The sequence below is a fragment of the Sinisalibacter lacisalsi genome (assembly GCF_014640115.1).
Lineage (GTDB): Bacteria > Pseudomonadota > Alphaproteobacteria > Rhodobacterales > Rhodobacteraceae > Sinisalibacter > Sinisalibacter lacisalsi.
In genome coordinates this window covers 219,345-244,642 of the sequence record NZ_BMGI01000004.1, presented here as the reverse complement: position 1 = coordinate 244,642, position 25,298 = coordinate 219,345, and the positions used below count along the sequence as shown (strand labels likewise).

The following is a 25,298-nucleotide window of genomic DNA, read 5'->3' as shown; positions in this document are numbered from 1 at the left end:
GATGACATGCGCGCCCCTTCCCTTCCCTTCCCCGTCTGCGACGCCAACGCCGAGGCCGCAGCGCCCGGCGCCTTCGGCGATCTGCCCGAGTGGGATCTGACCGACCTCTACACCGCGCCCGACGCGCCCGAAGTGGCCCGCGACCTCGCCCGCGTCGAGGAGGCCTGCAAGGCCTTCGCCGCGCGCTACGAGGGCAAGCTGGCCGAACTCGACAGCGAAGGGCTGCTCGGCTGCGTGCGCGCCTACGAAGAGATCGACCTCGTCGCCGGGCGGCTGATGAGCTACGCGGGCCTGCGCTACTACCAACTCACGACAGACCCGGAACGTGCACAATTCCTGCAAAACCTGCAGGAAAAAGTCACGGATTATACAAATCCGCTTGTCTTTTTCACACTCGAGCTCAACCGCCTTCCCGATGAGACGCTGGATGCGCTGATCGCCGCGAACGCCGATCTGGCGCGCTACCGGCCGGTGTTCGAGAGGCTGCGGGCGATGCGGCCCTACCAGTTGTCCGACGAGCTGGAAAAGTTTCTGCACGATCAATCCTCGGTCGGCGCCGCCTCCTGGAACAAGCTTTTCGATGAAACCATCGCCGGCCTGACCTTCACCCCCGAGGGCGAGGAGGAGATGTCGCTCGAAGCCACGCTGAATCTGCTCACCGAGCAGGACCGCGGCAAGCGCGAGGCGGCGGCGCGCGAGCTGGCCCGCGTCTTCGGCGAAAACGTCAAACTCTTCTCCCGCGTCCACAACACGCTGGCCAAGGAGAAGGAGATCGAGGATCGCTGGCGCAAGATGCCCACGCCGCAGACCGGGCGCCACCTTGCCAACCATGTCGAGCCGGAAGTGGTCGAGGCCCTGCGCGACGCGGTCGTGGCCGCCTACCCGCGGCTCTCGCACCGCTATTACGAGCTCAAGCGCAAGTGGCTGGGGCTCGACGTGCTCGAGGTCTGGGACCGCAACGCCCCCCTGCCGATGGATGAAACCCGGCTGATCGGCTGGGACGAGGCCCGCGACACCGTGCTCGACGCCTACGCCGGGTTCGACCCGGAGATGGCCAGCCTCGCCGCGCCGTTCTTCGACAAGGGCTGGATCGACGCGGGCGTGAAGCCCGGCAAGGCCCCCGGCGCCTTCGCCCATCCCACCGTCACCGACGTGCACCCCTACGTGATGCTGAACTACCTCGGCAAACCGCGCGACGTGATGACGCTCGCCCACGAGCTTGGCCACGGCGTGCACCAGGTGCTCGCGGCGGGCCAGGGCGAGTTGTTGAGCCAGACACCCCTGACGCTGGCCGAAACGGCTTCGGTCTTCGGCGAGATGCTCACCTTCCGCAAGCTGCTGGCCACAGCGAAGGACGACGCCCAGCGCAAGGTTCTGCTCGCCGGCAAGGTCGAGGACATGATCAACACCGTGGTGCGCCAGATCGCCTTCTACGATTTCGAGTGCAAGCTGCACGCGGCGCGGCGTGGTGGCGAACTCACCCCCGACGACATCAACGCGCTGTGGATGAGCGTTCAGGCCGAGAGCCTCGGGCCGGCGTTCAATTTCATGGACGGATACGAGACCTTCTGGGCCTACGTGCCCCACTTCGTGCACTCGCCGTTCTACGTCTACGCCTATGCCTTCGGCGACGGGTTGGTGAACGCGCTCTACGCCGTCTACGAAGAGGGAGACGCCGATTTCCAGGCCAAGTATTTCGAGATGCTGAAGGCCGGCGGCTCGAAGCACCACAAGGCGCTGCTCGCCCCCTTCGGCCTCGACGCCAGCGACCCGAAGTTCTGGGACAAGGGGCTGTCGATGATCTCGGGCATGATCGACGAGCTGGAGGCGATGGAAGACTGATCCGCGCAACGCGGTCCACCCGGTTTCAAAGCCGGGTGGACCTGGCCTTGCGCGGGCCGGTCTACTTGAGCTGGCTGTCCTTCGAGCCGCGCCGGTTGATGCCGGGGCGGGACTTGAAGGCTGAGTCGCGCTCCTGCTGGCAGTCGATGCACAGCTTGACGCCGGGCAGCGCGGTGCGGCGCGCCTCGGGGATCGGCTCGCCGCACTCGACACATTCAAGCGCGCTTTCGCCGGTGGGGCCGCGCCGCGCGCGCAGGCGTTCGAGTTCCTCGCTGATCGAGGCCTCGATCTGTTCGCTCACCGCGCCGTCGCGTGTCCATCCTCCGGCCATCGAAATATCCTCGCGCGTTCAGTCTGCCTTGTCCGCCTTGCCCCACTTGGCGAAGGGGAAGGGCTTGTCTTCGCTGCCGCCGGTCTGAAACCGGGTGATCCGCTCGACCCAATCGGCCAAGTCCTCGCCGAAATCGGCGATCGGCTTGTTGCGGGACTTGGCGAACAGCATCCAGAAGAACTGCACCACCGCCAGCAACCACAGGAGCGCCTCGGCGAGCGCGAAGAACACTGCGAAGAGGAGCATCCAAAGCCCCCTCAGCCAGACATTGTTCTCGTCTTCGCCCCAGTCGATCTCGTCGCTCTCCGGCGTCCGCCCGGGCTCTTCGAGCACGGTGGGCTCGGCGTCGTCTTTTTCGTCTTTCGGTTTTTTCGAAGGCTTCTGGGCCATCTGACCCTCCATCACGGTTAAAGGACGATATGATCCGCGAGGCGGTCCACCACCTCGGCGGGCTTGAGTTTGAGATAATCCTTGTCGACATCGAGCGCGAGCGCATCCTTGAGCGTCGCGGTCATTTCCGCGCGCAGCACCCCCAGCGTCGACGGTGCCGCCACCATCACGAAGCGGTCATAGCCGCCCTCGGCGAAGCGCGCTTCGGTCTCGCCCAGCACGGTTTTCACGAAGGCGTCCTGGGCCTGGTCATGCTCGGCCTCGGCGGTGTCGAAGGCGTGCTGCCCCATGCCCGGCGCGGCGCTGTTGCGCCCCGGACGGTCGGCAAACTCGACCCCATCACCCACCACCATCTCGGCCGACATGTCTTCCAGCTCGGTCAAGCCCTTGCCCACCCCGGCGTTTTCGAACAGCCGGGCACGGCCATCGTTGGCAAGCAGAACCAGCGTTTTGATCGGTTTCATGACGCTCCCCTTTCATCGGGATAGGTGGGAACTTTACACCCCCGCTTCAAGCCACGCCTTGATGCCGGTCAGCCCGGGCCGGCAATCTCGGTCGCATTGGCGAAGACCATGTCGATCATCGCTTGCGTGCCCTTGGAAAACTCCAGCGGGCACGGGTAAGGCGCGCCCTCACGCACGCTGCGGGCGAAGTTTTCCACTTGCCGGACATACTGGTTCTCGGTCGGCCAGCGCTCGGTGCGGATGGTGCCGTCGAGGTCGCGCACCGCCACCTGCGCCTCGCCGAAGACGCCGGCGTTGAACGGCGCGCTGACGGTGATCGAACCCAGATCGCCCTGGAACACCACCTCCTGGCGCGGCGGCAGGCGCATCGAGGTCATCGCCGAATAGGTGAAGCGCCCGCCGGGGCCCTCCATCTCGCCGACCACCTGCGCCCAGGTGTCGACACCGTTCTCGCGCTTGAGCCGGGCCGACAGCGCCACCGGCTCGGCCCCGGTGGCGAAACGCACCGAGGAATAGGTGTAGACCCCGATGTCGCGGATGCCGCCGCCGCCGGTTTCGGGGCGGTTGCGGATATTGTCGGTATCCTCGCGGTTATCATAGGAGAACGCGGTATCGACATGCGCCACCCGGCCGATCTCGCCGCTGGCGATGATCTCGCGCACGCGTTGCCACTGCGGGTGATGCACGATCATGAAGGCCTCGGCCACCAGCAGCCCGGTCTGGTCACGCAAGGCGATCAGCTCGTCGATTTCGCTGGAAACCATGGCGATGGGCTTCTCGGTGAGCACGTGTTTGCCCGCCGCGAGCGCCTTCTTCGTCCACTCCACGTGCATGTGGTTGGGCAGCGGGATATAGACCGCGTCGATCGCGTCCCATTCCAGCATCGCGTCGTAATCGAGAAAAACGTCGAGTCCGGGGCAGAAGGCCTCGAACGGCGCGGCCTTGGAGGCGTTCGATGTCGCCAGCGCCACCAGTTTGTTGCCGGCGGCGGCGTGGATCGCCGGCCCCATGTGTCCCGCGGCAAAGTTGGCCGCTCCCAGAATTCCCCAGCGCAGCGCATCAGCCATTGGTGCCTCCCAAAACAAAACCCGCCCGAGCATAGGCCCCGGCGGGTTCGGCTTCAATCACTTGCGCAAGGGTCAGGCGCTTTCGAGCAATCCCTTCTCGGCGGCGAGGCTCTGCATCTTCTTTTGCAGCTTCTCGAAGGCGCGCACCTCGATCTGGCGAATGCGCTCGCGGCTGACGCCGTATTGCGCGCTGAGGTCTTCCAGCGTCACCGTCGCGTCGGAGAGCCGGCGTTGGGTGAGAATGTCTTTCTCGCGGTCGTTGAGCACGCCCATCGCCTCGGCGAGCAGGGCGCGGCGGGTTTCGAGCTCGTCGCGCTGCTCGTAATCGGTGGCCTGGTCGGCGTCTTCGTCCTCGAGCCAGTCCTGCCACTGCATCGTCGAATCGCCGTCGGCCGAGATCGTGGCGTTGAGCGAGGCGTCGCCGCCCGACATCCGCCGGTTCATCGAGATCACCTCGGCCTCGGTGACGTTGAGGTCATTGGCGATCTGGGCCACGTTCTCGGGCCGCAGATCGCCCTCCTCGAGCGCGCCGATCCGGGCCTTGGCTTTGCGCAGGTTGAAGAACAACTTCTTCTGCGCGCTGGTCGTGCCCAGTTTCACCAAGCTCCACGAGCGCAGGATATATTCCTGGATCGAGGCGCGGATCCACCACATCGCGTAGGTCGCGAGCCGGAAGCCGCGCTCGGGATCGAACCGCTTGACCGCCTGCATCAGGCCCACGTTCGCCTCCGAGATCACCTCGGCCTGCGGCAAACCGTAGCCGCGATAGCCCATCGCGATCTTGGCCGCGAGGCGCAGGTGGCTGGTGACCAACTGGTGCGCCGCGCCGGAATCCTCATGGTCGACCCAGCGCTTGGCCAGCATGTATTCCTGCTCCGGCTCCAGCATCGGGAACTTGCGAATTTCCTGCAAATACCGGTTGAGCCCCCCTTCCGGGGTGGGTGCCGGCAAATTCTTGTAGTTGCTCATGTTATCTCCCGGTCTCCCTCGTCCGCCTCAATGTTGCGAGGCTTAACATTAATATGGGGTCATGTTAGCGTGCGTCAAGAGCACCGCTCTTTTGCCCCAGGAACTTGAACGAAGTATGAACCTTTTTCCGTCGCCCCGACAGGGGGATCACGCCGAATTGCGCAGTGTTTCAATCAGCGCCGCCATGTCGTCCGGCAGCGCCGCCTCGAAGCGCAGCGCCTCGCCCGTCTCGGGGTGAACGAAGCCGAGCGTCGCCGCGTGCAGGGCCTGGCGCGGAAAGCTGCGCGCCGTCTCCACCGCCGCCTCGCCCAGCGCCTTGTGTGACAGTTTACGCCGCCCGCCGTAGACCGGATCACCGATCAGCCCGTGGCCGACGTGGGCCATGTGCACCCGGATCTGGTGCGTGCGGCCGGTTTCGAGCCAGCAATCGACGAGCGCCGCCGCGCCGGGGCTGCCGAAGGTTTCCTCCACCCGCGCCCGCGTCACCGCGTGCCGCCCGCCCGACCAGACCACCGCCTGGCGCTGCCGGTCGGTCTTGTGGCGGGCGAGCTGGGTGGTGATCTTGACCACGCCGCCGGGCTCGAAGCTCACCCCGCGCACCCCCTTGAGGCGCGGATCGCCCCGGTCGGGCACGCCATGCACCACCGCGCGGTAATGCCGCTCGACGCTGTGGCGCTCGAACTGCGCGGCCAGACCGTGGTGGGCGGCGTCGGTCTTGGCGACGACGAGCAGCCCGCTGGTGTCCTTGTCGATCCGGTGCACCACGCCGGGGCGCTTCTCGCCGCCGACGCCCGAAAGGCTCTCGCCGCAATGGGCGATCAGGGCGTTGACCAGCGTGCCGCCGGGGCTGCCCGGCGCGGGGTGCACCACCATGCCCGCCGGCTTGTTGACGACGATCAGGGACGCATCTTCATGGACGATGTCGAGCGCGATCTCCTCGCCGCCGATATGGCTCTCCTCCGCCACCGGCACGGTGATCTCGAATACCTCGCCCGCCGCCACTCGCGCCTTGGCATCGGTGACCGCAGCGCCGTCGCGCCGCACCGCGCCATCGGCGATGAGCCGCGCCAGCCGCGACCGGCTGAGCGCCGCCGCCTCTGGCACATCGCGCGCCAGCGCCTTATCAAGACGCGCAGGCGGGTTTTCCGCGATGGTCACCCGAACGAGGGAAGGCACAGGCATGGACGAGGCTCCGATCCCCGAAGGACAGGCACCGCTGGTGCGCTATCTGAAATGGTTGGTCACCACGCTGACGGTGACGATGATCGCCGGCTTCATAGTGCTTGTGAGCGTGGTTGTCATGCGCTTCAACGCGGCGGGCACCGTGCCGCTGCCGGAAACCATCGCCCTGCCCGCGGGCACCGAGGCCAGCGCGATCACCCGGGGGCCGGATTGGCTCGGCGTCGTCACCACCGACGGGCGGATCCTGATCTACGGGCTGGACGGCACCACCTTGCGGCAGGAAATCACCGTAGCACCGGCCGAGTAGCGTCGCGGGGCGCATGGCCCGCACCGCAACCAGCCCGGCGCGCCCGGCATATAGCTCAGTCCTTCACGAACAATTGGCGCGGGACGGTGCCGAGCACCTCGGGGGGACCATCTTCGCGGATCACGAGGGACTCGGTGGTCTCGATGCCCCAGTCGTCCACCCAGAGCCCGGGCATGAAATGAAAACTCATGCCGGGCTCCAGGATCGTGTCGTCGGACGTGCGCAGGCTGATCGTGCGCTCGCCCCAGTCGGGCGGGTAGCTCAGGCCGATCGGGTAGCCGCAGCGCGCCGAGCGCTCGATCCCCGCCTTCTCGAGCGCCCGGCCCAGCGCGTTGGCGATATCGCAGGCGCGGTTGCCGGCGCGGGCGACATCGAGCCCGGCTTCGAGCCCCTCCAGCAGCGCGGCGTGGGCGTCGAGCATGTCCTGCGGCGGGCGGCCGAGGAAGACGGTGCGGCAGAGCGGCGCGTGGTAGCGGCGATACGCGCCGGAAATCTCGAAGAAGGTCCCCTCGCCCGCCTTCAACCGATCGCCGTTCCACGTCAGGTGCGGCGCGGCGGCGTCGGGGCCCGAGGGCAGCATCGGCACGATGGCCGGGTAATCGCCCCAATCCTCGCCGACGCCGGTGATCATCGCGGAATAGATCTCGGCCACGAGCGCGTTCTTGCGCAGCCCCGGCACGGCCGCCTCGATGGCCGTGCGGATCACGTGATCGGAGATCGCCGCGGCCTTGCGCATGAGGCCGAGTTCTTCATCCGATTTCACCGCCCGGCACCGGTTGACCAGCGCCGTGGCGTCGGCAAGCCGCGCGTCGGGCAGGCTGACCCCCAGAACCTCATGGGCCTTGGCGGAATAGTAGTAGTTCTCTTTCTCCACCCCGACCCGGCCGGTCGCAAAGCCCCGTTCCACGAGGTGGCGCGCCAGTTCCTGCATCGGGTGGCAGGTGGTGGATTGCACGAAATGGTCGGCGTAGCCGAGGATCCTGTCGGCCCCCATCCAGACGGTGCGCCGCGCGCCGTTGGTATCCTGCATCCGGCCCCACCAGATCGGATCTTCCGCGTGATCGAGGATCACCGCCTGGTGGGTGTAGAACGACCAGCCGTCGTAGCCGGTGAGCCAGGCGATGTTGGAGGGGTCGGTGACGACGAGGGCGTCGAGCCCGGCGAGGGCCATGGCCGCGCGCGCGGCTTCGAGGCGGCGCGCATACTCGGACGCGCTGAACGGGGCACGAAAGCTGTCCAATAAGTCCTCCGGGGGCGCCGCACGGCTCAGGCGCAAAGGTTTTCTCGAAACCCCGCCGCGCCGGCGCTTGAACCCCCGCAAAACAAGATTTTTCCTTGCCCTGCAAAACCGCGTCGTGGTGATGTGAACGACATTGGCGGAGTGGCGCGGCCTCCGTCAATCCGATTCTGTGCGGGAGGAATGGCGATGAGAACGGCGGTCCCGGCCCCTGACCTGGGCATGTGGGGGTGAGCCCGACGCTGGCCGACATCCTCGCGGCACGGGCGGTGCTGCGCGGGCGGGCCGACGCCACGCCGCTTGTGCCGTCGCCCTACATGTCGATGCGGTCGGGGCAGGATTTCCTTCTCAAGCTCGAACTGGCCCAGCCGATCGGGGCGTTCAAGCTCAGGGGCGCGCTGAACGCGGTGATGAGCCTGCCCGACGGCGTTGCCGGGGTAACCTGCTGCTCCACCGGCAACCACGGCCGCGGCGTGGCCTATGCCGCGGCGCTCCGCGGGATGCGCGCGGTGGTCTGCATGTCGCGGCTCGTGCCGCAGGCGAAGGTCGACGGTATCCGCGCGCTCGGGGCGGAGTGTCAGATCGGCGGCGGCTCCCAGGACGAGGCCCAGATCGAGGCCCGCCGGCTTGTCGAGGCCGAGGGGCTGGTGGAGATCCCGCCGTTCGACGACCCAAGGGTGATCGCCGGGCAAGGCACGATCGGGCTGGAGTTGCTCGAAGCCCGGCCCGACCTCGAAACGCTCCTTGTGCCACTGTCCGGCGGCGGGCTGGCGGCCGGCGTGGCACTGGCGGCCAAGGCGATCAAGCCCGGGATCCGGGTTGTCGGCATCTCGATGGACCGGGGGGCCGCGATGCGGGCGTCGCTGGCGGCCGGGCGTCCGGTGGAGGTGGAAGAAGTCGAAAGCCTTGCCGATTCTCTCGGCGGCGGGATCGGGCTGGACAACCGGCTCACCTTCACCCTCTGCCGCGACCTGCTCGACGAGGTGGTGCTCGTCACCGAAGAGGAGATCCGCGACGCGATGCAGGCGCTCTATTTCGAAGACTGTCTCGTTGCCGAGGGCGCGAGCGTGGTGGGCCTCGCCGCCATTCTGTCGGGCAAGCTGGCGCTCACCGGCCCCGCCGCGACGATCATCACCGGGCGCAATCTCGACATGGACCGTTTCACCCGGATCGTGACCGGGCAGGACGTGACACTGGGCGACCGGCTGCTTAAAGGAAAACCCCATGGCACATGACATCCGCATCGTGACGGAGGACCAATTGCGCGCGGCCGTGGGGCTTGATCTCACCACCGTCGACGTGATCGAACGGGCCTTCGCGGCGCTCGCCTCGGGCAAGGTGGTGATGCCGCCGATCCTGTCGATGGAACTGGCCGAGGCCAACGGCGAGGTCGACGTCAAGACCGCCTACATCCCCGGCTTCGACGGTTTCGCGATCAAGGTCTCGCCCGGGTTCTTCGACAATCCGAAGATCGGCCTGCCCTCGCTCAACGGGCTGATGATCCTGTTCTCGGCCAGGACCGGGCTGGTCGAGGCGGTGTTTCTCGACAACGGCTACCTCACCGACCTCAGAACCGCCGCCGCCGGCGCGGTGGCCGCGCGCCACCTCGCGCCGGAGGAGGTGACGACGGCGGGCGTGATCGGCACCGGGGTGCAGGCGCGGCTGCAGATCGAGGCGGCGCATCTGGTGCGCCCCTTCGCCCGGGTGCTGGTGCACGGGCGCGATCCCGGCAAGGCCGCCGCCTGCGCCGCCGATCTTCAGGCGCGGCTCGGTGTCGAGGTCGAGGTCACGACCGACCCGGCGGCGCTGGTGCGCCGCTCGCAACTCGTCGTCACCACGACGCCCGCGCGCGAACCGGTCATCGAGGCCGACTGGCTGCATCCCGAATTGCACATCACCGCAATGGGTTCGGACCAGGCGGGCAAGAACGAGATCGCCCCGCAGGCGCTTCTGGCCGCCGATCTCTACGTCTGCGACCGGGTGAGCCAGTGCGAGGTGTCGGGCGAACTGGAAGCGGCGCGGGCGGCGGGGCTGTTCGCGGGCGTCACCCCGCCGGAACTGGGCGAGATCGTCACAGGCGCGAAACCCGGCCGCCGCTCGCCCGCCGATATCACCATCTGCGACCTCACCGGCACCGGCGCGCAGGATACCGCGATCGCCACCCACGTGGCCAGGATACTGGGCAGCGCGGGCACGATCATCCACGCCTGACGACGCGCCGCCCGGCGTCGGCGGGATCCTGTTGGCGCTGCTGATACTTGCCTTGGGCGCGGGCGTGGCGCGTGAACTCCGCCTTGCGCGCCTCGAAGGTTTCGCGCGCGATGGTCTCGGGCGCGTGATCGGCCGTGGCGGCATCCCGGCTGATCCGCGCGCCGTCGGTCGGCCTCTTCGCGGGCCTCCCTGAGCAAGACGTGCATCAGGTTTCCTGTATCCACCTGATTTTCCACCTTTTGTCGCTTGCGTGACGACCATCGGCGCCGGTCTTTGGCAACCACACCACCCCTTGCCTTGGGTCACGCGCACCGTGAAGCCGGCTTCGGTCGCGCCCGGTTCCCGCGAAACCGTACCGCCGGTGCCCTAGTCGCAGTCCCGATAGTTTGACTCCATACACACCCGGGCGCGCTTTTGGGCTTCGGCTATGGCTTCGGAGGTCATCTCGCTTGCGGCAAGGTCGCGGCCCGCCCGCGCGTTCTCAGCGCCATTTGCTGCGGCGACATTCAACCACATGTGAGCAATGACGTAGTCCTGCTGCACGCCTTGGCCGTTGTAGTACATGACCCCGACGTTGCGTTGTGCGACAGCCTCGCCTTGCTCGGCGGCCAAGCGATACCACTTCACTGCCTCGGCATAGTCCTGCGGCACGCCTTGACCCGAAAAGTAACTGACACCGAGATTGTACTGAGCCCATGCTTCTCCGTTCTCGGCGGCCAAGCGATACCATTTCACTGCCTCGGTGTAGTCCTGCGGTACGCCTTGGCCGTTGCGGTACATGTTCCCAAGGTTGTACTGCGCGTCGGTATCGCCCTGCTCGGCGGCTAAGCGATACCATTTTATGGCTTCGGCGTAGTCTTGTGGTACGCCTTGACCGTTGCGGTACATGTACCCAAGGTTATATTGTGCCACCGCATAGCCCTGCTCAGCAAGCGGCCTCCACTCACGCAGCGCGGTAGCATAATCACCAGCTCTTGCAGCTTCTAGGCCAACATCGAAGTCCTGCGCCGCAGTGATTGCGGGCATGATCATCAGCGCGACAACGGCGCAGCGGATGGATTTCATCATGGGCTTTCCCTTACAGTCGCGATCGGCCCTCAAACCCTATCGCGTGCCCCCGCCTGTTTCCAGTACCGCCACGTGCGCGGTCCATTCAGGTTGTCTGGCGGGCGTTGACGGCGCGCCGGGGCGAACTTGCGCTGCACCTGGTGCCGGTCGCGCTGCTCGGCCCCTTCATCCGGCTGGCCTGGGCCGTTTTCGTGAGGCCGACATGACCCTGCACCTCGACCCACCCCGCATCCGTGGCCCCATCCGGATCGCCGTGCTCTGCGAGCGCGTCCGCGAGGTGAGCGCCTGGCCGGGGGGCGTGACGGGCCGGTTCGGCAAGACACCGGCGGCGGTGCTGCTCGCCGAGGGCGACCGGCTGACGGCGGTCGATCTCGCCGGCCGTCGGCTCGACATCGCCACGCTCGAAGCCGCCTGCCCGGGACTCGTCGCCGCGATGCGGGGCGCCGACCCGGGGTGATTTCCGGCGTTTCCCGCGGCCCGGCCTTCCTGTAACCTTGCCGCAAGACCGGCCATTCAAGGATGCCCGACATGACCCAGCTCGATTGGCACGCCGACCGCGGCGATCTTGCCGGCCTCGTCCAGTTCGACCGCAGCCCCGAGGACGCGGACATTGATCTTGCCGCGGTGCGGGCCTGGCGCCAGGGCCGCGTGCGCGCGGAAATGGCCAGACGCGGGATAGATGCGGTCATCCTGATGGACCCGGTCAACATCCGCTACGCCACCGGCGCGCGCAACATGCAGGTTTTCTCGATGCGCAACGGCCCCGCGCGCTACCTGGTGATGACGGCGGACCGCGCAATCCTTTACGAATTCACCGGCGCCTTGCACCTGGCCGAGGGCCTCGAGACCATCGACGAGGTGCGCCCGGCCGTCACCGCGAGCTTCGTCGCCGCCGGCCCCGACATCGCCGACCGGGAGCGCCGGTGGGCGAACGACATGGCGGCAACCCTGCGCGGCCTCGTCGGCAACCGTCCGAAGGTCGGGATCGAGCGGATGAACGGCGGCACGGCGCTGGCGCTTTCGGACGCCGGCATCCACCTCGTCGACGCGCAGGAGCCAGTCGAGATGGCCCGCGCGATCAAGTCGGCGGAGGAGATGAAATGCGTCAACGCCTCGCTGCGGGCGACCGAACGCGGCGTGGCCGAATTGCGCGCCGCGATCCGGCCCGGACTGACGGAGGCCGAACTGTGGTCGGTCCTGCATCGGTCGATCATCGCGCAGAACGGCGATTACGTCGAAACCCGCCTGCTCAACTCGGGCACCCGCACGAATCCGTGGTTCCAGGAAACCGGCGACAAGCTCATCGGCGAGAACGAGCTGATCGCGCTCGACACCGATGTCGTCGGCTGCCACGGCTATTATTCGGATTTCTCACGCACGTTTCACGCCGGGCCGGGCAAGCCGACGCCGCTGCAGCGCGAGATGTACCGGATCGCGCATGAACAGGTGCATCATAACATGGGCATCCTGCGCCCGGGCATGTCCTTCCGCGACTATGCCGACGCGGCCTGGGACATCCCCGAAAAATACCACGTGCACCGCTATTACCTCTCGGCCCATGGCTGCGGGATGACCGGGGAATATCCCTATCTATACCACCGGGGCGACTTCCCCGACGCCGGCTATGACGGCGAGATCCTTCCGGGCATGACCCTCTGCGTCGAAAGCTTCATCGGCGAGGCGGGCGGCGCGGAAGGGGTCAAGCTCGAACAGCAGGTCCTGATCACCGAGACGGGCGTCGAGCTGCTGTCGCGGTTTCCGTTCGAGGACGCGCTGCTCGAATAGGTGCGGCACGCCACCACGCCGCGCCGCCGAAGCGGATCTCACGAGCCGTTTCGACCAGACCGACATTTTTGGGGGGTGGTGGTACCGCCTCCCCGGCTCGAACGGGGGACCTCTGGATCCACAATCCAGCGCTCTAACCAACTGAGCTAAGGCGGCACGCCGCTCGCATTTACCGCCGCGATACGGGCTTTGCAAGAGGTGCGGTCTTGAAAATCGCACGCCCCGCGCGTAACCCTCGCTGGGAGCGACAGGGAGGCCGGCATGGGCATCGACAGCGAAAGCGATATCAGCGCGAACCTACAGATCGGCCCCACCAGCCTCGGGATGGTGCGGATCTACGTCGAGGGCACCGGCATCGACCTGCCGATGGATTTCGACCCCGAGGAAGCCGAGGAAATCGCCGAGGAGATCCGAGCGGCCGCCCAGCAGGCGCGCGTCATCGCGAAGGGCGGCTCGGCGAAGAAGGGTCCGAAAGGACGCTGACCCCGGGATCGCGCCACCCCTGCAACCGGCGCGCCGCATCGCGGGCGAACTTCTGCAGGAGCTTCTTGCGCCGGGCCGGCGCAAGCCGAGTCTCCGGCCCCATGCGGACGATCTCGGCATCGAAGCCGTCGGCGATGATCAGCCCGGTCTCGGCGGGCAGAAGCTCGCTCGGGAAGGCCGCGTCGACCGCCCAGAAATAGCGGTCGCACCATTCCAGGTAGCCATGCCATTTCGAATCCGCGGCGTAATCGGCGCGCGAGGATTTGCATTCGATCACCCAGAACTCGCCGCCCGGCCCGAGCGCGAAAACGTCGATCCTGAGGCCGCGCACGGGCACGAATTCCTCGATCGAGACGAAATCGTGCTGGCGCAGGTGGCGCGCGACGCCGCGGGCGAGGATCTGGCCGGGCTGGAGGGTCTGGTCCTGCATGGGGTGAACATGAACAAGTCGTGAACATTTGTCCAGAGCGCCCCGCGGCGGGATTCACCACCCGCGCCGGAGTGGGGGGCAGCCCCCGAGGCATTCCTGAACTCAAGAGGCGGCGGCTTGCGGACCGGCTTCATCACGCCTAGATAGCGGATTGGCGGTCTGCCCTTCTCGTGACGAGGTCCAATTCCAGTGGCCTTAAAGACTCTCGAGGGAGCTGGCTCTGTCCGGACCCTGGTTCGGTTACCTGGCGCCCACCTGTACATGCAGGCTCTCGGGAATTTAGTTGCCTCCACGGTTGCGCGCGGTCCCGCCACATTCTAGCCTTCCGGGGATCATCCCGGAGGCGCGATGTTTTCTCGCAAGAACCTGCCCCACGAGCCACTCCCCCTACCCGACCGCTTCGCGCTGTCGGACGACGAGATGCGCGCGCGGGTCGAGGCGTTTTTCGAGCACATGAAGAAGCGCCATTCGGTGCGCGATTTCTCGCCCCGCCCGGTGCCGCGCGCGGTGATCGAGACGGCCGTCGCCACCGCCGGGCGCGCGCCCTCGGGGGCCAACCACCAGCCGTGGTTCTTCGCCGCGATCTCGGACCCGGCGCTCAAGGCGCGCATCCGCGCCGAGGCGGAAGAAGAGGAAAAGCGGTTCTACGATGGCGCGGCGGGTGACGAGTGGCTGAAAGCGCTCGAACCGCTCGGCACCGACGCCGCCAAACCCCACCTCGAGATCGCGCCCTGGCTGATCGTGATCTTCGCCCAGCGCTGGGGCGCGTTCGACGATGGCACCCGGTTCAAGAACTACTACGTGCCCGAGAGTGTCGGGATCGCCACCGGCTTCCTGATCGCGGCGCTGCACCAGGCCGGGCTGGCCTGCCTCACCCACACACCGAACCCGATGCGCTTTCTCAACGGCGTGCTCGGGCGTCCGGCCTCGGAAAAGCCGGTGATGATCCTCGCCGTCGGGCACCCGGCGGATCATGCCACCGTGCCGGCGGTGGCGAAGCTGAAAAAGCCGCTGGACGAGATTCTCGCCGTCCACGAGGGCGCGCCGGCGCGGGCGGACTGACACCCCCGGCCGGGGCGCATCACGGCCCGCAAGGTTTCGGCTGCGCACCGCCGCGATGCCGCGCCCGGCAAAACCCCCTCGCATCCGGCGGCGATTTCGTGTAATTAATAGTTTAACATTAAACCAATTCACGTGCCGGTGAGGAGGATGCCGATGGCCACCGCCAAAAGCAGAAAAAAATCAAACACATCCAAGGAAGATCTGCTGCATCACTACCGCGAGATGCTGCTGATCCGGCGATTCGAGGAGAAGGCCGGCCAGCTCTACGGCATGGGCCTGATCGGCGGGTTCTGCCACCTCTACATCGGCCAGGAGGCCGTCGTGGTCGGGCTCGAGGCCGCGGCGGAAGAGGGTGACAAGCGCGTCACCTCCTACCGCGATCACGGCCACATGCTGGCCGCCGGGATGGACCCGAAGGGCGTGATGGCCGAACTGACCGGGCGCGAGGGCGGCTATTCCAAGGGCAAGGGCGGCTCGATGCACATGTTCTCGGTCGAGAAGCACTTCTACGGCGGCCACGGCATCGTCGCGGCGCAGGTGCCGATCGGCACCGGCCTCGCCTTCGCCGACAAGTACAACGAGAACGGCCGCGTCACCTTCACCTATTTCGGCGATGGCGCGGTGAACCAGGGCCAGGTCTACGAGGCGTTCAACATGGCCTCTCTGTGGGATCTGCCGGTGATCTACGTGATCGAGAACAACCAGTACGCCATGGGCACCTCGGTGAGCCGCTCCTCCTCCACGCCCGAGTTCTTCACCCGCGGCGAGGCCCTCGGCATCCCCGGCGAGGCGGTCGACGGGATGGACGTGCTCGCGGTGAAGGAAGCGGGGGAACGCGCGGTTGCCCACGCCCGCGCGGGCAAGGGCCCCTACATCCTCGAGATGAAAACCTACCGTTACCGTGGCCACTCGATGTCGGACCCGGCGAAGTATCGCACCCGCGAGGAAGTTCAGAAGGTGCGCGAGACGCAGGACGCGATCGAGCACGTGCGCGAGCTGCTGCTGCAGGGCAAGCACGCCGACGAGGACGAGCTGAAGGCGATCGACAAGGAGATCAAGGCGGTCGTCAACGAGGCCGCCGAGTTCGCCCGCGAGAGCCCCGAGCCCGCGCTCGACGAGCTCTGGACCGACATTTACGCCTGATCCGAGGGAAGACACAGACATGGCAACCGAAATTCTCATGCCCGCGCTGAGCCCGACGATGGAAGAGGGCACGCTGGCGAAATGGAACGTCAAGGAAGGCGACAGCGTCTCCGCCGGTGACGTGATCGCCGAGATCGAGACCGACAAGGCGACGATGGAGTTCGAGGCGGCCGACGAGGGGATCGTCGGCAAGATCCTCGTGGCCGAGGGCAGCGAGGGGGTGAAGGTCAACACCCCGATCGCGGTTCTGGTCGAGGAAGGCGAAAGCGCCGACGAGGCCGCGGCCTCGGTCGAGAAGGCCCACGCCTCCACGCATGAACAGGGCGCGGGCCACCCGGCGCCCGCGAAGGTGGCGGACGAAGCCGGCCCCGGCGGCCAGGCCCCGGCGCCTTCCGTGCCGGACGACCCGGAGATCCCCGAGGGCACGAAGATGCGCGAGATGACCGTGCGCGAGGCGCTGCGCGATGCCATGGCCGAGGAAATGCGCGCCGACGAGAACGTGTTCCTGATGGGCGAGGAGGTGGCTGAATACCAAGGTGCCTATAAGGTCTCGCAAGGGTTGCTCGACGAGTTCGGCCCCAAGCGGGTGGTCGATACGCCGATCACCGAGCACGGCTTTACCGGCCTCGCCACCGGCGCGGCGATGGGAGGCTTGCGCCCGATCGTCGAGTTCATGACCTTCAACTTCGCGATGCAGGCGATGGACCAGATCATCAACACCGCCGCCAAGACGCGCTACATGTCGGGCGGGCAGATGAGCGTGCCGGTGGTGTTTCGCGGCGCTTCCGGGGCCGCCGCGCGCGTCGCCGCGCAGCACAGCCAGGATTATGCCGCGTGGTATGCCCACATTCCGGGTCTGCACGTCGCCATGCCCTACTCGGCGGCCGACGCCAAGGGCCTGCTCAAGACAGCGATCCGGGGCGATACCCCGGTGATCTTCCTCGAAAACGAACTGCTTTACGGCCATTCCTTCGAAGTGCCCGAGCTTGACGATTACGCCATCCCCTTCGGCAAGGCGCGGATCTGGCGCGAGGGCAACGACGTGACGCTGGTGAGCTTCGGGATCGGCATGGAATACACCCTGAAGGCGGCCGAGAAGCTGGCCGAAGACGGCGTGAGCGCCGAGGTGATCGACCTGCGCACCCTGCGGCCGATGGACACCGCCGCGGTGATCAAGAGCGTGAAGAAAACCAACCGCTGCGTCACCGTGGAGGAGGGCTGGCCGGTCGGCTCGATCGGCAACCATATCTCGGCGGTGCTGATGCAGGAGGCCTTCGACTGGCTCGACGCCCCGGTGATCAACGTCACCGGCAAGGACGTGCCGATGCCCTACGCGGCGAACCTCGAAAAACACGCGCTCACCTCGGTCGAGGAAGTGCTCGAGGCCGTGAAACAAGTAACCTACCGCTGAGGAGGAGGACGAGATGGCGACCGAAATCCTGATGCCCGCGCTCTCCCCCACGATGGAGGAAGGCACGCTGGCGAAATGGCTCGTCAAGGAGGGCGACACCGTGTCCGCGGGCGACCTCATCGCCGAGATCGAGACCGACAAGGCGACGATGGAATTCGAGGCGGCCGACGAGGGTATCGTCGGCAAGATCCTCGTGGCCGAGGGCAGCGAGGGGGTGAAGGTCAACACCCCGATCGCGGTTCTGGTCGAGGAAGGCGAAAGCGCCGACGACATCGAGGCCCCGGCGGCAAAGGCAGAGCCGAAACCCGAGGAGAAGGACGACACGTCCGAAGCCGAGGAAAAAGACGACAAGGCCGAAGACGAAGGCAAAGCCAACAAGACCGAGGCCAGGCCCGCTGCCAGCGCCGCCCCGGCCGCGCCGAAAGACGACAGCGGCGCGCGCATCTTCGCCTCGCCGCTGGCGCGCCGGATCGCCGCCGACAAGGGGCTCGACCTGGCCGATCTGAAAGGGTCCGGGCCGCGCGGGCGGATCGTGAAGGCCGACGTGGAAGCCGCGACGCCAAGCGCCCGCCCGGCGAAGGAAGAAGCGCCCGCTGCCGCGAAGCCGACGCCGTCGGCAATGCCCGCCGGCCCCGATGCCGCGCAGGTCATCAAGATGTACGAGGGCCGCGACTACGAGGAGGTCAAGCTCGACGGCATGCGCAAGACGGTGGCCGTCCGCCTCACCGAGGCCAAGCAGACGATCCCGCATTTCTACCTGCGCCGCGACATCCTGATCGACGAGTTGCTCGCCTTCCGCGGCCAGCTCAACGCCAAGCTCGAGGCGCGCGGCGTGAAGCTCTCGGTCAACGATTTCATCATCAAGGCTTGCGCGCTGGCGCTGCAACAGGTGCCGATGGCCAACGCGGTCTGGGCCGGCGACCGGATCCTGAAGCTGACGCCCTCCGACGTGGCGGTGGCCGTGGCGGTGGATGGCGGCTTGTTCACGCCCGTGATCAAGGATGCCGAGCAAAAGAGCCTGTCGGCGCTGTCGGCCGAGATGAAAGACCTCGCCACCCGGGCGCGCGACCGCAAGCTCGCGCCGCACGAATACATCGGCGGGTCCTTCGCGATCTCCAACCTCGGCATGTATGGCATCGAGAATTTCGATGCCGTCATCAACCCGCCGCATGGCGCGATCCTCGCGATCGGCGCGGGGGTGAAGAAGCCCGTGGTCAAGGAAGATGGCGATATCGGCGTCGCGACGGTGATGAGCGTGACGCTCTCGGTCGATCACAGGGTGATCGACGGGGCGCTCGGTGCCGAGCTTCTCGCGGCGATCAAGGACAACCTCGAAAACCCGCTGACCATGCTCGCCTGACCCGGGCGCCGCGAAGGAAAACGAGCCCCGGCCTCGCGGCCGGGGCTTTTTTTGTCAGTCGAGAACCTTCGAGAGCGTGAACACGCCGCGCATCTGCCCCGGCGAGAACCCGCGCGCGGTGTCTTCGGGATACATCTCGGCGAGGGCGGCCACGACCTCCTCCTTCACGTTGTCGCCGCCGTGGCAGGCCACGCAGGGCTCGCCCGTCGGGATCGCCTTGACCATGTGAAACACCCGCTCGCCGTCTTCCTCCACGATTCCGGCGCTGACGAGGCTGTCGACCGCCTCCCCGGCCGCTTCGCGCGCAACGAAATCGTCGATTGCGGCGGCGGTGAAAGCGTCGGGGGCGTTCAGCGGGTTGCGCAGGCGATGGCTCGACCGGCCCACGTCCCAGCCCGAGGCATCGGAGATCGAGGCGGCAATCACCGGGGCTTCCTCGTTGCAGACCGAGATCGCGTTGACCGGCCCACCGGCCTGCATCGCCGCCACCAGTTCGCCGCGCAGGGTATCGCCGAACTCCTTCATCAGCCCGGCGGCTTCCGCCTTCAACGCCTCGACATCCGCGTCCGAGGCCATCGCCGGGGCCGCCAGCGCAAGCGCGGCGCTGCACATCGCCGCGCGCAAAGTCATTACCTTCATGAATCTCTCCATCTTGTTATCGCCGAATCGCATTCGCGTAAGGAGAGATTGCCACGGCTTCATGACACCGCGAAGAGGGCAATGCGTAATTTTATTGCGCAAGCGATCTTTCGCCAGATGTTTTCTAAGTCAACGATGGGGGGGGGGGGGATGCCGGGCGGCGGTTGGGCCGTTGGTCCCGTCGGAGGCCGTCTCCGGCCCCCGGCAGGACGAATGATGCGCGGTCAGACGACCACTATCGCCATCACGAAGAGGGCCGAGAACCCGGCCACGGTGGCGATCCACATACGAAGCATGACGCACTCCCAAACTGCCAATGCCGGCGACCTTGGGCGAGTTTGCCCGGGATGTCACGCGGCCGTGAGCCGATGGGCGGAGAATGGCCGATAGCGGGGGTCAGCAGCCGCCGTCGAGGGTCTGGCGCATTTCCGAGGCGGGGTGTTCGCAACCCGCGCTGCCCACGACCCTGGCCGGCACGCCGGCGACGGTGGTGGCGGGCGGCACGTCTTCGAGCACCACCGAGCCGGCCGCGATGCGCGAGCAGCATCCCACCGAGATATTGCCAAGCACCTTGGCCCCGGCCCCGATCAGCACGTCGTCGCCGATCTTCGGGTGCCGGTCGCCGTCCTCCTTGCCGGTGCCACCGAGGGTGACCGAGTGCAGCATGGAGACGTTATCGCCGACAACGGCGGTTTCGCCGATGACGATCGAATGGGCGTGGTCGATCATGATCCCCCGGCCGATCCGTGCGCCGGGGTGAATGTCGATGCCATAGACCTCGCTCGCACGCATCTGCAGGAAATAGGACAGATCCCGGCGCCCGTCCTGCCAGAGCCAGTGTGACACGCGGTAGGCCTGCATGGCCTGGAAACCCTTGAAGTAGAGGATCGGCTGGAGCAGCCGGTGCGTGGCCGGGTCACGGTCGAGCACCGCCATGAGATCGGCGCGCGCCGCCTCGGCGAGGCCGGGATCGGCGGTATAGGCCTCGTCGGCCACTTCGCGCAGCACCAGCATCGACATCTCGTTCGACGAAAGCTTGGCCGAAATCCGGTATGACAGCGCCTTTTCAAGCGTCGCGTGATGCAGCACGCAGGAATGGATCAGCCCGCCCATGAGCGGCTCGCGAGACACCGCCGCCTCCGCTTCTGCGGAGATCCGATCCCATACCGGATCGACAAGAACGGGTTTCGTGCGCGTCTTGGCCATGGCGGGCCTCCTGTCTCGTTGCCACCCCCATGTATGACAGATAGACTCGGAATTCCAAACGCAAAGCCGTGAGACGATGCCATGGAAGCCATTTCCCTCGCCCGTTACCGCACCCGGCTGGAGGCCGAACTGGCCGAGATCGAGGCCGGAGAAGCCCTTGGTGCGGAAGGCAGAAAGACGGTGGAACTCGATCAGCAATCGGTCGGGCGGCTGAGCCGGATGGATGCCCTGCAGGGCCAGGCGATGGCGAAGGCGACGCAGGCCCGGCGCGCGGCCCGGCGCAGCCGGATCATGGCCGCGCTCGCCCGGATGGACGAGGATGAATTCGGGTATTGCACCGATTGCGGCGAAGAAATCGCGCCAAAACGCCTCGATCTCGACCCGACGATGCCAACCTGCATTTCCTGCGCCCGCGGCTGACGGGGTCGCCCGAGGCTACGGCGCAGGCCGGCAGCGGCGGGGCCTTCACCGGCCATCGACCGGCTCTCAGGCGCCGGCCCGGGCCACGAGCGCCTCGAACACCATCGCCATGCACGCCGCATAATCGGGCTCGTCGAGATAGGGCTCATGCGCCCGCGGCCGCGCCAGCGCCGCCGACATCAGGCTGCCGCTGCCCCAAAGCGGATGCGCCCGCCCGGTGGCGAGGCGATAACGGTCCGCCGCCTCGGCCTCGCGCAGCATGCGGGCGACGAGCGCGGCGCGGTCCGCCACCGGGGCGGCGAGCAGAACCCGCGCCGCCGCGCTCACATCGCCATGCAGCACCCGCCGCATCTCAGGCCGCCACCTCGACGCGGCGGAACGGCCCCGCGCCCCAGATCTCGGAAACCTGCGCCACCTCCACGGCGAAGCTGGCCCCCGCGCCATCGGCCGCCTGCATCGCGGCGCCGTAACTCCATTGGGTTGCGCTCACGGTTTCCTCGCGCAACACGGTGAGCCCCGCCATCACCCGCACCCGGTAACGCTCCTGCTGCTCGCCCAGCGGCACCTCTTCGGCAAGCCAGCTGTCGCCGTCGATCCGGGTGCGGCGCACCCAGCCCAACATCAGGTCGCCGCCCTGCCAGCGCGCCTCCAGGTGCACCGGCGCGTAGGGGCGCAGGCCAACCCCTTCGAAGGCATGAACCTCGTGCACATAGGTTGCGTCGTCGTAGCTGCGCGTGGCCGGGCCAATGCGGTAGTGCCGCGCCAGCCCGCGTTGGGCCAGCGTCAGCGGCAATTGCGCCACCGCGCCATCAAGCATCACCACGAAAGACCCGGCCGGCCATGCCTCGGGCATCAGCGCGTCTGTTCCCCCCTGCCCGCGCAGCCGCCCGCTGATTTCCCAAAGCCCCTCCTCGACGAGAACCGCGGTGGTGAACTGGAACACCTCCCAGTTGCCCGGCGTCCCGTCACCGATCACCGCCGCGTTGGCGCCGTTCAGAACACGCTCCAGCGAGGCCGAGGCGAGATCGCCGGAGGTCATCCGCACCCGCAGCGCGGGGCCGCGGTCGATCACCCCGGGGCGGGCGCGGGCGAGCACCGTTTCGGTCACCCCCACGCGGGCCGGGGCGCCAAGGGTGGTGACGAACCCGTATCCATCGTCCTGCGCGGCGCGGTAGACCGCAACCGGCCCGGGCCAGGGCAGCGCCGTCACCGCAAGGTGTGGTGCATGGGGCACCTCGTCGCCGCTCAGCAGGGGCAGATCGAGGAACAGCGGCAACACCGGCACCGGCGGCGTGAAAGCCGGCATATCGGCGTCGAGGTCGAGCGCCTCGACCGGCTCGAACACGCTCGGCTCCACCCGCACCGCCTGCACCAGCGTCACCTCGCCCTGTTCGACATGGTCGAGGCGGTAGTTCCCCGCGCCTTCCGGCAGGTCGAGCTCGACAACGTCGCCCGCCATATTGCCCATGCCCGACGGCGGCAGGGCAAAGCGCGCGCCATCGCGCGCGATGCGCGCCTCGCTGAGCCAGCGCTCGGTGATCGCCCGGCCCTCGCCCGTGGTCAGAACCAGCGGCACCTCGCTGGTCGAGACGGCCAGCGTCGGCTCCTCGGGGTGGATCGCCTCCGCCGCGCGCAGGCCATAGTCGCGCCCGGCCTCGACGAAGTTCAGCCGAACCCGCCCGGCCACCTCGGCCTCGGGCGCACGGATGTAGTCCACCGCGCCCTCGATCTCGTCGCTCAGCGCGAGCTTGTCGGGGTCGATCACCCGGTCGGCAAGGCCGGTGCGCGAGAAGAACTGCAGTTCGCCTTCGCGCTCGGCGGCCTCGAAACCATAGGCCAGCATCAGCGGTTGCAGCGCGTTGCGCGCCCCGGTGACCGCGTCCACCACGTAGCCGCGCACCAGCCCGTAGAGACGCGACGTGTCGACCGGCGCCACGCCGGACCCGGTGCAGATTTCCCCGACCACCGAGGCCAGCGAGCGGTTCGTGGCGCGCCCGTTCAGCCAGTGGCCGCGCGCGTAGTTGCCGCCATCCGACCAGAGTCCGCGCCGCCGGGGAAACCACGGAAACGGCCGCGCGTCCCATGCCCAGACATGGGCGCGGCTCATGTCGAGCATCCGCACGCCGCTCTCGGGATCGGTCGGGTTGTTCACCGGGTCGGCCCAGAACTCGGCCATCGCTCGCAGGTATTGCATCTGGATGAAATCGTCGCGCTGGCCGTTGGAATATTTCGGCAGGCTGGATTCCGAGCTTTTCGGGTCGAGGAACTTGTTAGGCTGGTTGGTGCCCTTGTCGATCGCGGCGCAACCGATCTCGGTGAACCAGATCGGCTTCGAGCCGGGCACCCAGTCGGTCGGCAGGGCCTGCCGCACCCCGCCGATGCGCTCGTGGTGAGCATTGCGCCACCAGTTCGGCAAATCCTTGTAACGCCAGACCCATGGCTCGTCATGCGCCCCGTCGGCGATCGGCGTGCGGCGCTGGATCGCCTCGGCCTCGGGGGCGTGGTAATACCAGTCATAGCCTTCGCCGCCGAGGATATTGGCCTTGAGGTAGTCGAGGTTGTAGATCGAACCCCAATGCGCATCGGCATGGTCGGCACCATCGCGCCAATCGGAGAGCGGCATGTAATTGTCGATGCCGATGAAGTCGATGTTGTCGTCGGCCCAGAGCGTGTCGAGGTGGAAGAGCAGATCGCCCGAGCCGTCCTGCGGCTGATAGCCGAAATACTCCGACCAGTCGGCGGCATAGGAAATCTTCACATCCGGCCCGAGAACCGCGCGCACGTCGGCGGCCAGCTGCACCAGCCGGTCAACAGCCGGAAAGCTCCCGCCCGCCCCCCGGATCTGCGTCAGCCCGCGCATCTCGGAGCCGATCAGGAAGGCCTCGACCCCGCCCGCGGCCTTGCACAGGTGGGCATAGTGCAGGATGAAGCGGCGATACGACCACTCATTCGGCCCATTGTAGTCGACCTGCCCGTCCTGAATGGAAAAGTCACCGGGCTGGGCCGAGCCGAAAAAGGCCTCCACCTGCGTTGCCGCCGCCGCGCTGCCATCGGGCGAACCATCGCGGCCGGGCGCCGCCGAGAGCGTGATCCGACCGCGCCACGGCAGGATCGGCTGGTCATCGGCCCCGGTCCAGGGATCGACCAGCCCGTTGCCGGCCAATTGCGTCATCAGGATGAAGGGGTAGAAGGTCACCGCCTTGCCCGCCGCCTTCAGCGCCGTGATCGCCTCGATCACCGATTGATCCGTGGGCGTGCCGCCATAGACCGGGCGATCGCCCTCGACCGGCACCAGCCCCGCCGCCGTCCGGCCGATCCCCGCCACCCGCCAAGGCATCTCGTGGCCATCCTCGACGTGCTTCTCCACCTTCGGCGCCACCTCGCATTGGCCGCAGCGCAGATCGTTGCCGAACCAGCTCACCACCAGCGAGGCGGCTTCGAGGTTGGGCAATTCGCCCGTGAGCATGTCGAGCGAGGCGGCGAAGTCGGTCTTGCCCAGCGGCGTGTTCTCGTTGGCCGGGCGCTTTTCGCCGGGCCTGTCGCCGTAGTGCACCCGGCTGGTGGCCAGCGCGTATTCGCCGGTGCCCGGAATGATCGCCACCGCCCGGGTGCCGCGCGCGATCTCCGGCGCCTGCTCCGGCCCCTCGGGGCGAAACACCTCGAAATTGAACACCGGCACCCGGTTGCCGAAGGCGGTCACGTCGAGATCCTCGATCACCACGTAAGCGGTGCCGCGATAGCCCGGCGCGTTACCCGCACCCTCCACCGCCTCGATCTTCGGATCGGGGGCCTGGGTCTCGGTGCCGGGATAAACCCGGAGGCCCAGATCCTCGGCCGCCACTTCCTCGCCGTCGGCCCAGACCCGGCCAACGCGCGTGATCTCGCCCTCGCACAGCGCGATCGCGAGGCTCATCGTGTAGCGGTATTCAGCATCGCCCGACGCCGCACCTCCACCGCCGAGGGTCCCGCCCTTGCCAGCGCCGCCGGCGCCTTCCTCTGTCGCGACCACGTGCTCGCGCAACGGCGATGTCCAGATCACCTGCCCGCCGACCCGCATGGCGCCATACACGCGCCGCACCGCCGCGCCCTCGGATACACCGGTCAGCCGGAAGCGGTCGACCTTGCCGGTCTCGACTGCCTCCGAACCGCCGCCCATGATCGCCTGGTCGATGAGCGAGCCGGCGATGGCGCCGGCAGCCCGCCCGATCACCAGCGAGCTCAAGCCTAGGACGCCACCGCCCACCGACGCGCCAACCGCCGCGCCCACCGCCGACAGAACAATCGTCGCCAT

25 protein-coding genes and 1 tRNA gene are annotated in these 25,298 nt (G+C 67.4%); 12 read left to right on the top strand and 14 right to left on the bottom strand.

The window, feature by feature from the left end; all coding sequences use genetic code 11:
* The first annotated feature begins 6 nt into the window (after positions 1–6).
* On the top strand, positions 7–1,842 hold the full coding sequence (locus IEW01_RS13150; RefSeq protein WP_188528426.1) for a M3 family oligoendopeptidase: 1,836 nt from the start codon (positions 7–9) through the stop codon (positions 1,840–1,842).
* Between the two features lie 61 nt (positions 1,843–1,903).
* On the opposite strand, the gene IEW01_RS13145 is transcribed toward IEW01_RS13150, so the two are convergent.
* The 6 genes from IEW01_RS13145 to IEW01_RS13120 form a co-directional block, all read right to left on the bottom strand.
* Positions 1,904–2,173, bottom strand: coding sequence for a DksA/TraR family C4-type zinc finger protein (locus IEW01_RS13145; RefSeq protein WP_188528424.1), 270 nt, complete (start codon positions 2,171–2,173; stop codon positions 1,904–1,906).
* An 18-nt stretch (positions 2,174–2,191) separates the two neighbouring features.
* Positions 2,192–2,563: a DUF4389 domain-containing protein gene (locus IEW01_RS13140; RefSeq protein ID WP_188528422.1), complete on the bottom strand. Its 372-nt coding sequence runs from the start codon at positions 2,561–2,563 to the stop codon at positions 2,192–2,194.
* 17 nt (positions 2,564–2,580) lie between these two features.
* Positions 2,581–3,027 (bottom strand): baeRF12 domain-containing protein, encoded by a 447-nt coding sequence (locus IEW01_RS13135; RefSeq protein ID WP_188528420.1) that lies wholly within the window; start codon positions 3,025–3,027, stop codon positions 2,581–2,583.
* A gap of 68 nt (positions 3,028–3,095) precedes the next feature.
* Complete coding sequence (locus IEW01_RS13130; protein WP_188528418.1) at positions 3,096–4,094, bottom strand: Gfo/Idh/MocA family protein; 999 nt, start codon at positions 4,092–4,094, stop codon at positions 3,096–3,098.
* Between the two features lie 72 nt (positions 4,095–4,166).
* Positions 4,167–5,063: an RNA polymerase sigma factor RpoH gene (rpoH, locus tag IEW01_RS13125; RefSeq protein WP_188528416.1), complete on the bottom strand. Its 897-nt coding sequence runs from the start codon at positions 5,061–5,063 to the stop codon at positions 4,167–4,169.
* Positions 5,064–5,210: 147 nt separating this feature from the next.
* On the bottom strand, positions 5,211–6,245 hold the full coding sequence (locus IEW01_RS13120) for an RluA family pseudouridine synthase (protein ID WP_188528414.1): 1,035 nt from the start codon (positions 6,243–6,245) through the stop codon (positions 5,211–5,213).
* On the opposite strand from IEW01_RS13120, the gene IEW01_RS13115 reads away from it, so the two are divergent.
* A complete protein-coding gene (locus tag IEW01_RS13115; RefSeq protein WP_188528412.1) occupies positions 6,244–6,552 on the top strand; it encodes a DUF6476 family protein in 309 nt (102 codons plus the stop codon). The two genes, IEW01_RS13120 and IEW01_RS13115, sit on opposite strands and share 2 nt — an antisense overlap.
* 55 nt (positions 6,553–6,607) lie before the next feature.
* On the opposite strand, the gene IEW01_RS13110 is transcribed toward IEW01_RS13115, so the two are convergent.
* Positions 6,608–7,792 carry a M24 family metallopeptidase gene (locus IEW01_RS13110; RefSeq protein WP_188528410.1) on the bottom strand — a complete coding sequence of 395 codons (1,185 nt, stop codon included), beginning with the start codon at positions 7,790–7,792 and terminating at the stop codon, positions 6,608–6,610.
* A 227-nt stretch (positions 7,793–8,019) separates the two neighbouring features.
* Here IEW01_RS13110 and eutB point away from each other — a divergent pair, with 227 nt between their 5' ends.
* Positions 8,020–9,024, top strand: a complete 1,005-nt coding sequence (eutB, locus tag IEW01_RS13105) for a hydroxyectoine utilization dehydratase EutB (RefSeq protein WP_188528761.1) — start codon at positions 8,020–8,022, stop codon at positions 9,022–9,024.
* Entirely contained in the window at positions 9,014–10,000 is a 987-nt protein-coding gene (locus IEW01_RS13100) for a cyclodeaminase (RefSeq protein ID WP_188528407.1), read from the top strand. Before eutB ends, IEW01_RS13100 begins: the two co-directional genes overlap by 11 nt.
* Positions 10,001–10,366: 366 nt before the next feature.
* On the opposite strand, the gene IEW01_RS13095 is transcribed toward IEW01_RS13100, so the two are convergent.
* The gene (locus IEW01_RS13095) at positions 10,367–11,068 is read right to left on the bottom strand and encodes a tetratricopeptide repeat protein (RefSeq protein ID WP_308418952.1); all 702 of its coding nucleotides are present in this window, start codon (positions 11,066–11,068) and stop codon (positions 10,367–10,369) included.
* A 202-nt stretch (positions 11,069–11,270) separates the two neighbouring features.
* Between IEW01_RS13095 and IEW01_RS13090 the strand changes: the two genes are divergently transcribed.
* Together IEW01_RS13090 and IEW01_RS13085 are read left to right on the top strand one after the other, a co-directional pair.
* Positions 11,271–11,525, top strand: coding sequence for a hypothetical protein (locus tag IEW01_RS13090; protein ID WP_188528406.1), 255 nt, complete (start codon positions 11,271–11,273; stop codon positions 11,523–11,525).
* A gap of 71 nt (positions 11,526–11,596) precedes the next feature.
* Positions 11,597–12,853 (top strand): M24 family metallopeptidase, encoded by a 1,257-nt coding sequence (locus tag IEW01_RS13085; protein WP_188528403.1) that lies wholly within the window; start codon positions 11,597–11,599, stop codon positions 12,851–12,853.
* 79 nt (positions 12,854–12,932) lie between these two features.
* Here IEW01_RS13085 and IEW01_RS13080 read toward each other — a convergent pair.
* Positions 12,933–13,009: transfer RNA gene (locus IEW01_RS13080), tRNA-His, on the bottom strand.
* A 105-nt stretch (positions 13,010–13,114) separates the two neighbouring features.
* Between IEW01_RS13080 and IEW01_RS13075 the strand changes: the two genes are divergently transcribed.
* Positions 13,115–13,336 carry a DUF6324 family protein gene (locus IEW01_RS13075; RefSeq protein ID WP_188528401.1) on the top strand — a complete coding sequence of 74 codons (222 nt, stop codon included), beginning with the start codon at positions 13,115–13,117 and terminating at the stop codon, positions 13,334–13,336.
* On the opposite strand, the gene IEW01_RS13070 is transcribed toward IEW01_RS13075, so the two are convergent.
* Positions 13,290–13,766 (bottom strand): MmcB family DNA repair protein, encoded by a 477-nt coding sequence (locus IEW01_RS13070; RefSeq protein ID WP_188528399.1) that lies wholly within the window; start codon positions 13,764–13,766, stop codon positions 13,290–13,292. The genes IEW01_RS13075 and IEW01_RS13070 overlap by 47 nt on opposite strands.
* A gap of 348 nt (positions 13,767–14,114) precedes the next feature.
* Here IEW01_RS13070 and IEW01_RS13065 point away from each other — a divergent pair, with 348 nt between their 5' ends.
* The 4 genes from IEW01_RS13065 to IEW01_RS13050 all read left to right on the top strand — a co-directional run bounded on the left by IEW01_RS13065 (position 14,115) and on the right by IEW01_RS13050 (position 18,742).
* On the top strand, positions 14,115–14,828 hold the full coding sequence (locus IEW01_RS13065; RefSeq protein WP_188528397.1) for a nitroreductase family protein: 714 nt from the start codon (positions 14,115–14,117) through the stop codon (positions 14,826–14,828).
* Between the two features lie 153 nt (positions 14,829–14,981).
* Positions 14,982–15,971 (top strand): pyruvate dehydrogenase (acetyl-transferring) E1 component subunit alpha, encoded by a 990-nt coding sequence (gene pdhA, locus IEW01_RS13060; RefSeq protein ID WP_188528395.1) that lies wholly within the window; start codon positions 14,982–14,984, stop codon positions 15,969–15,971.
* A gap of 19 nt (positions 15,972–15,990) precedes the next feature.
* Positions 15,991–17,382, top strand: coding sequence for a pyruvate dehydrogenase complex E1 component subunit beta (locus tag IEW01_RS13055; protein ID WP_188528393.1), 1,392 nt, complete (start codon positions 15,991–15,993; stop codon positions 17,380–17,382).
* 13 nt (positions 17,383–17,395) lie between these two features.
* Positions 17,396–18,742, top strand: a complete 1,347-nt coding sequence (locus tag IEW01_RS13050) for a pyruvate dehydrogenase complex dihydrolipoamide acetyltransferase (protein ID WP_188528391.1) — start codon at positions 17,396–17,398, stop codon at positions 18,740–18,742.
* 54 nt (positions 18,743–18,796) lie between these two features.
* Here IEW01_RS13050 and IEW01_RS13045 read toward each other — a convergent pair whose 3' ends face one another.
* Both IEW01_RS13045 and cysE read right to left on the bottom strand, forming a co-directional pair.
* Positions 18,797–19,381 (bottom strand): Tll0287-like domain-containing protein, encoded by a 585-nt coding sequence (locus IEW01_RS13045; RefSeq protein ID WP_229738250.1) that lies wholly within the window; start codon positions 19,379–19,381, stop codon positions 18,797–18,799.
* A gap of 396 nt (positions 19,382–19,777) precedes the next feature.
* Positions 19,778–20,587, bottom strand: a complete 810-nt coding sequence (gene cysE, locus IEW01_RS13040; RefSeq protein ID WP_188528389.1) for a serine O-acetyltransferase — start codon at positions 20,585–20,587, stop codon at positions 19,778–19,780.
* A gap of 81 nt (positions 20,588–20,668) precedes the next feature.
* On the opposite strand from cysE, the gene IEW01_RS13035 reads away from it, so the two are divergent.
* Complete coding sequence (locus IEW01_RS13035) at positions 20,669–21,007, top strand: TraR/DksA family transcriptional regulator (RefSeq protein ID WP_188528387.1); 339 nt, start codon at positions 20,669–20,671, stop codon at positions 21,005–21,007.
* Positions 21,008–21,073: 66 nt separating this feature from the next.
* Here IEW01_RS13035 and IEW01_RS13030 read toward each other — a convergent pair whose 3' ends face one another.
* Both IEW01_RS13030 and IEW01_RS13025 read right to left on the bottom strand, forming a co-directional pair.
* Positions 21,074–21,358 (bottom strand): DUF7742 family protein, encoded by a 285-nt coding sequence (locus IEW01_RS13030; RefSeq protein ID WP_188528385.1) that lies wholly within the window; start codon positions 21,356–21,358, stop codon positions 21,074–21,076.
* 1 nt (position 21,359) lies between these two features.
* Entirely contained in the window at positions 21,360–25,298 is a 3,939-nt protein-coding gene (locus tag IEW01_RS13025; RefSeq protein WP_188528382.1) for a baseplate multidomain protein megatron, read from the bottom strand.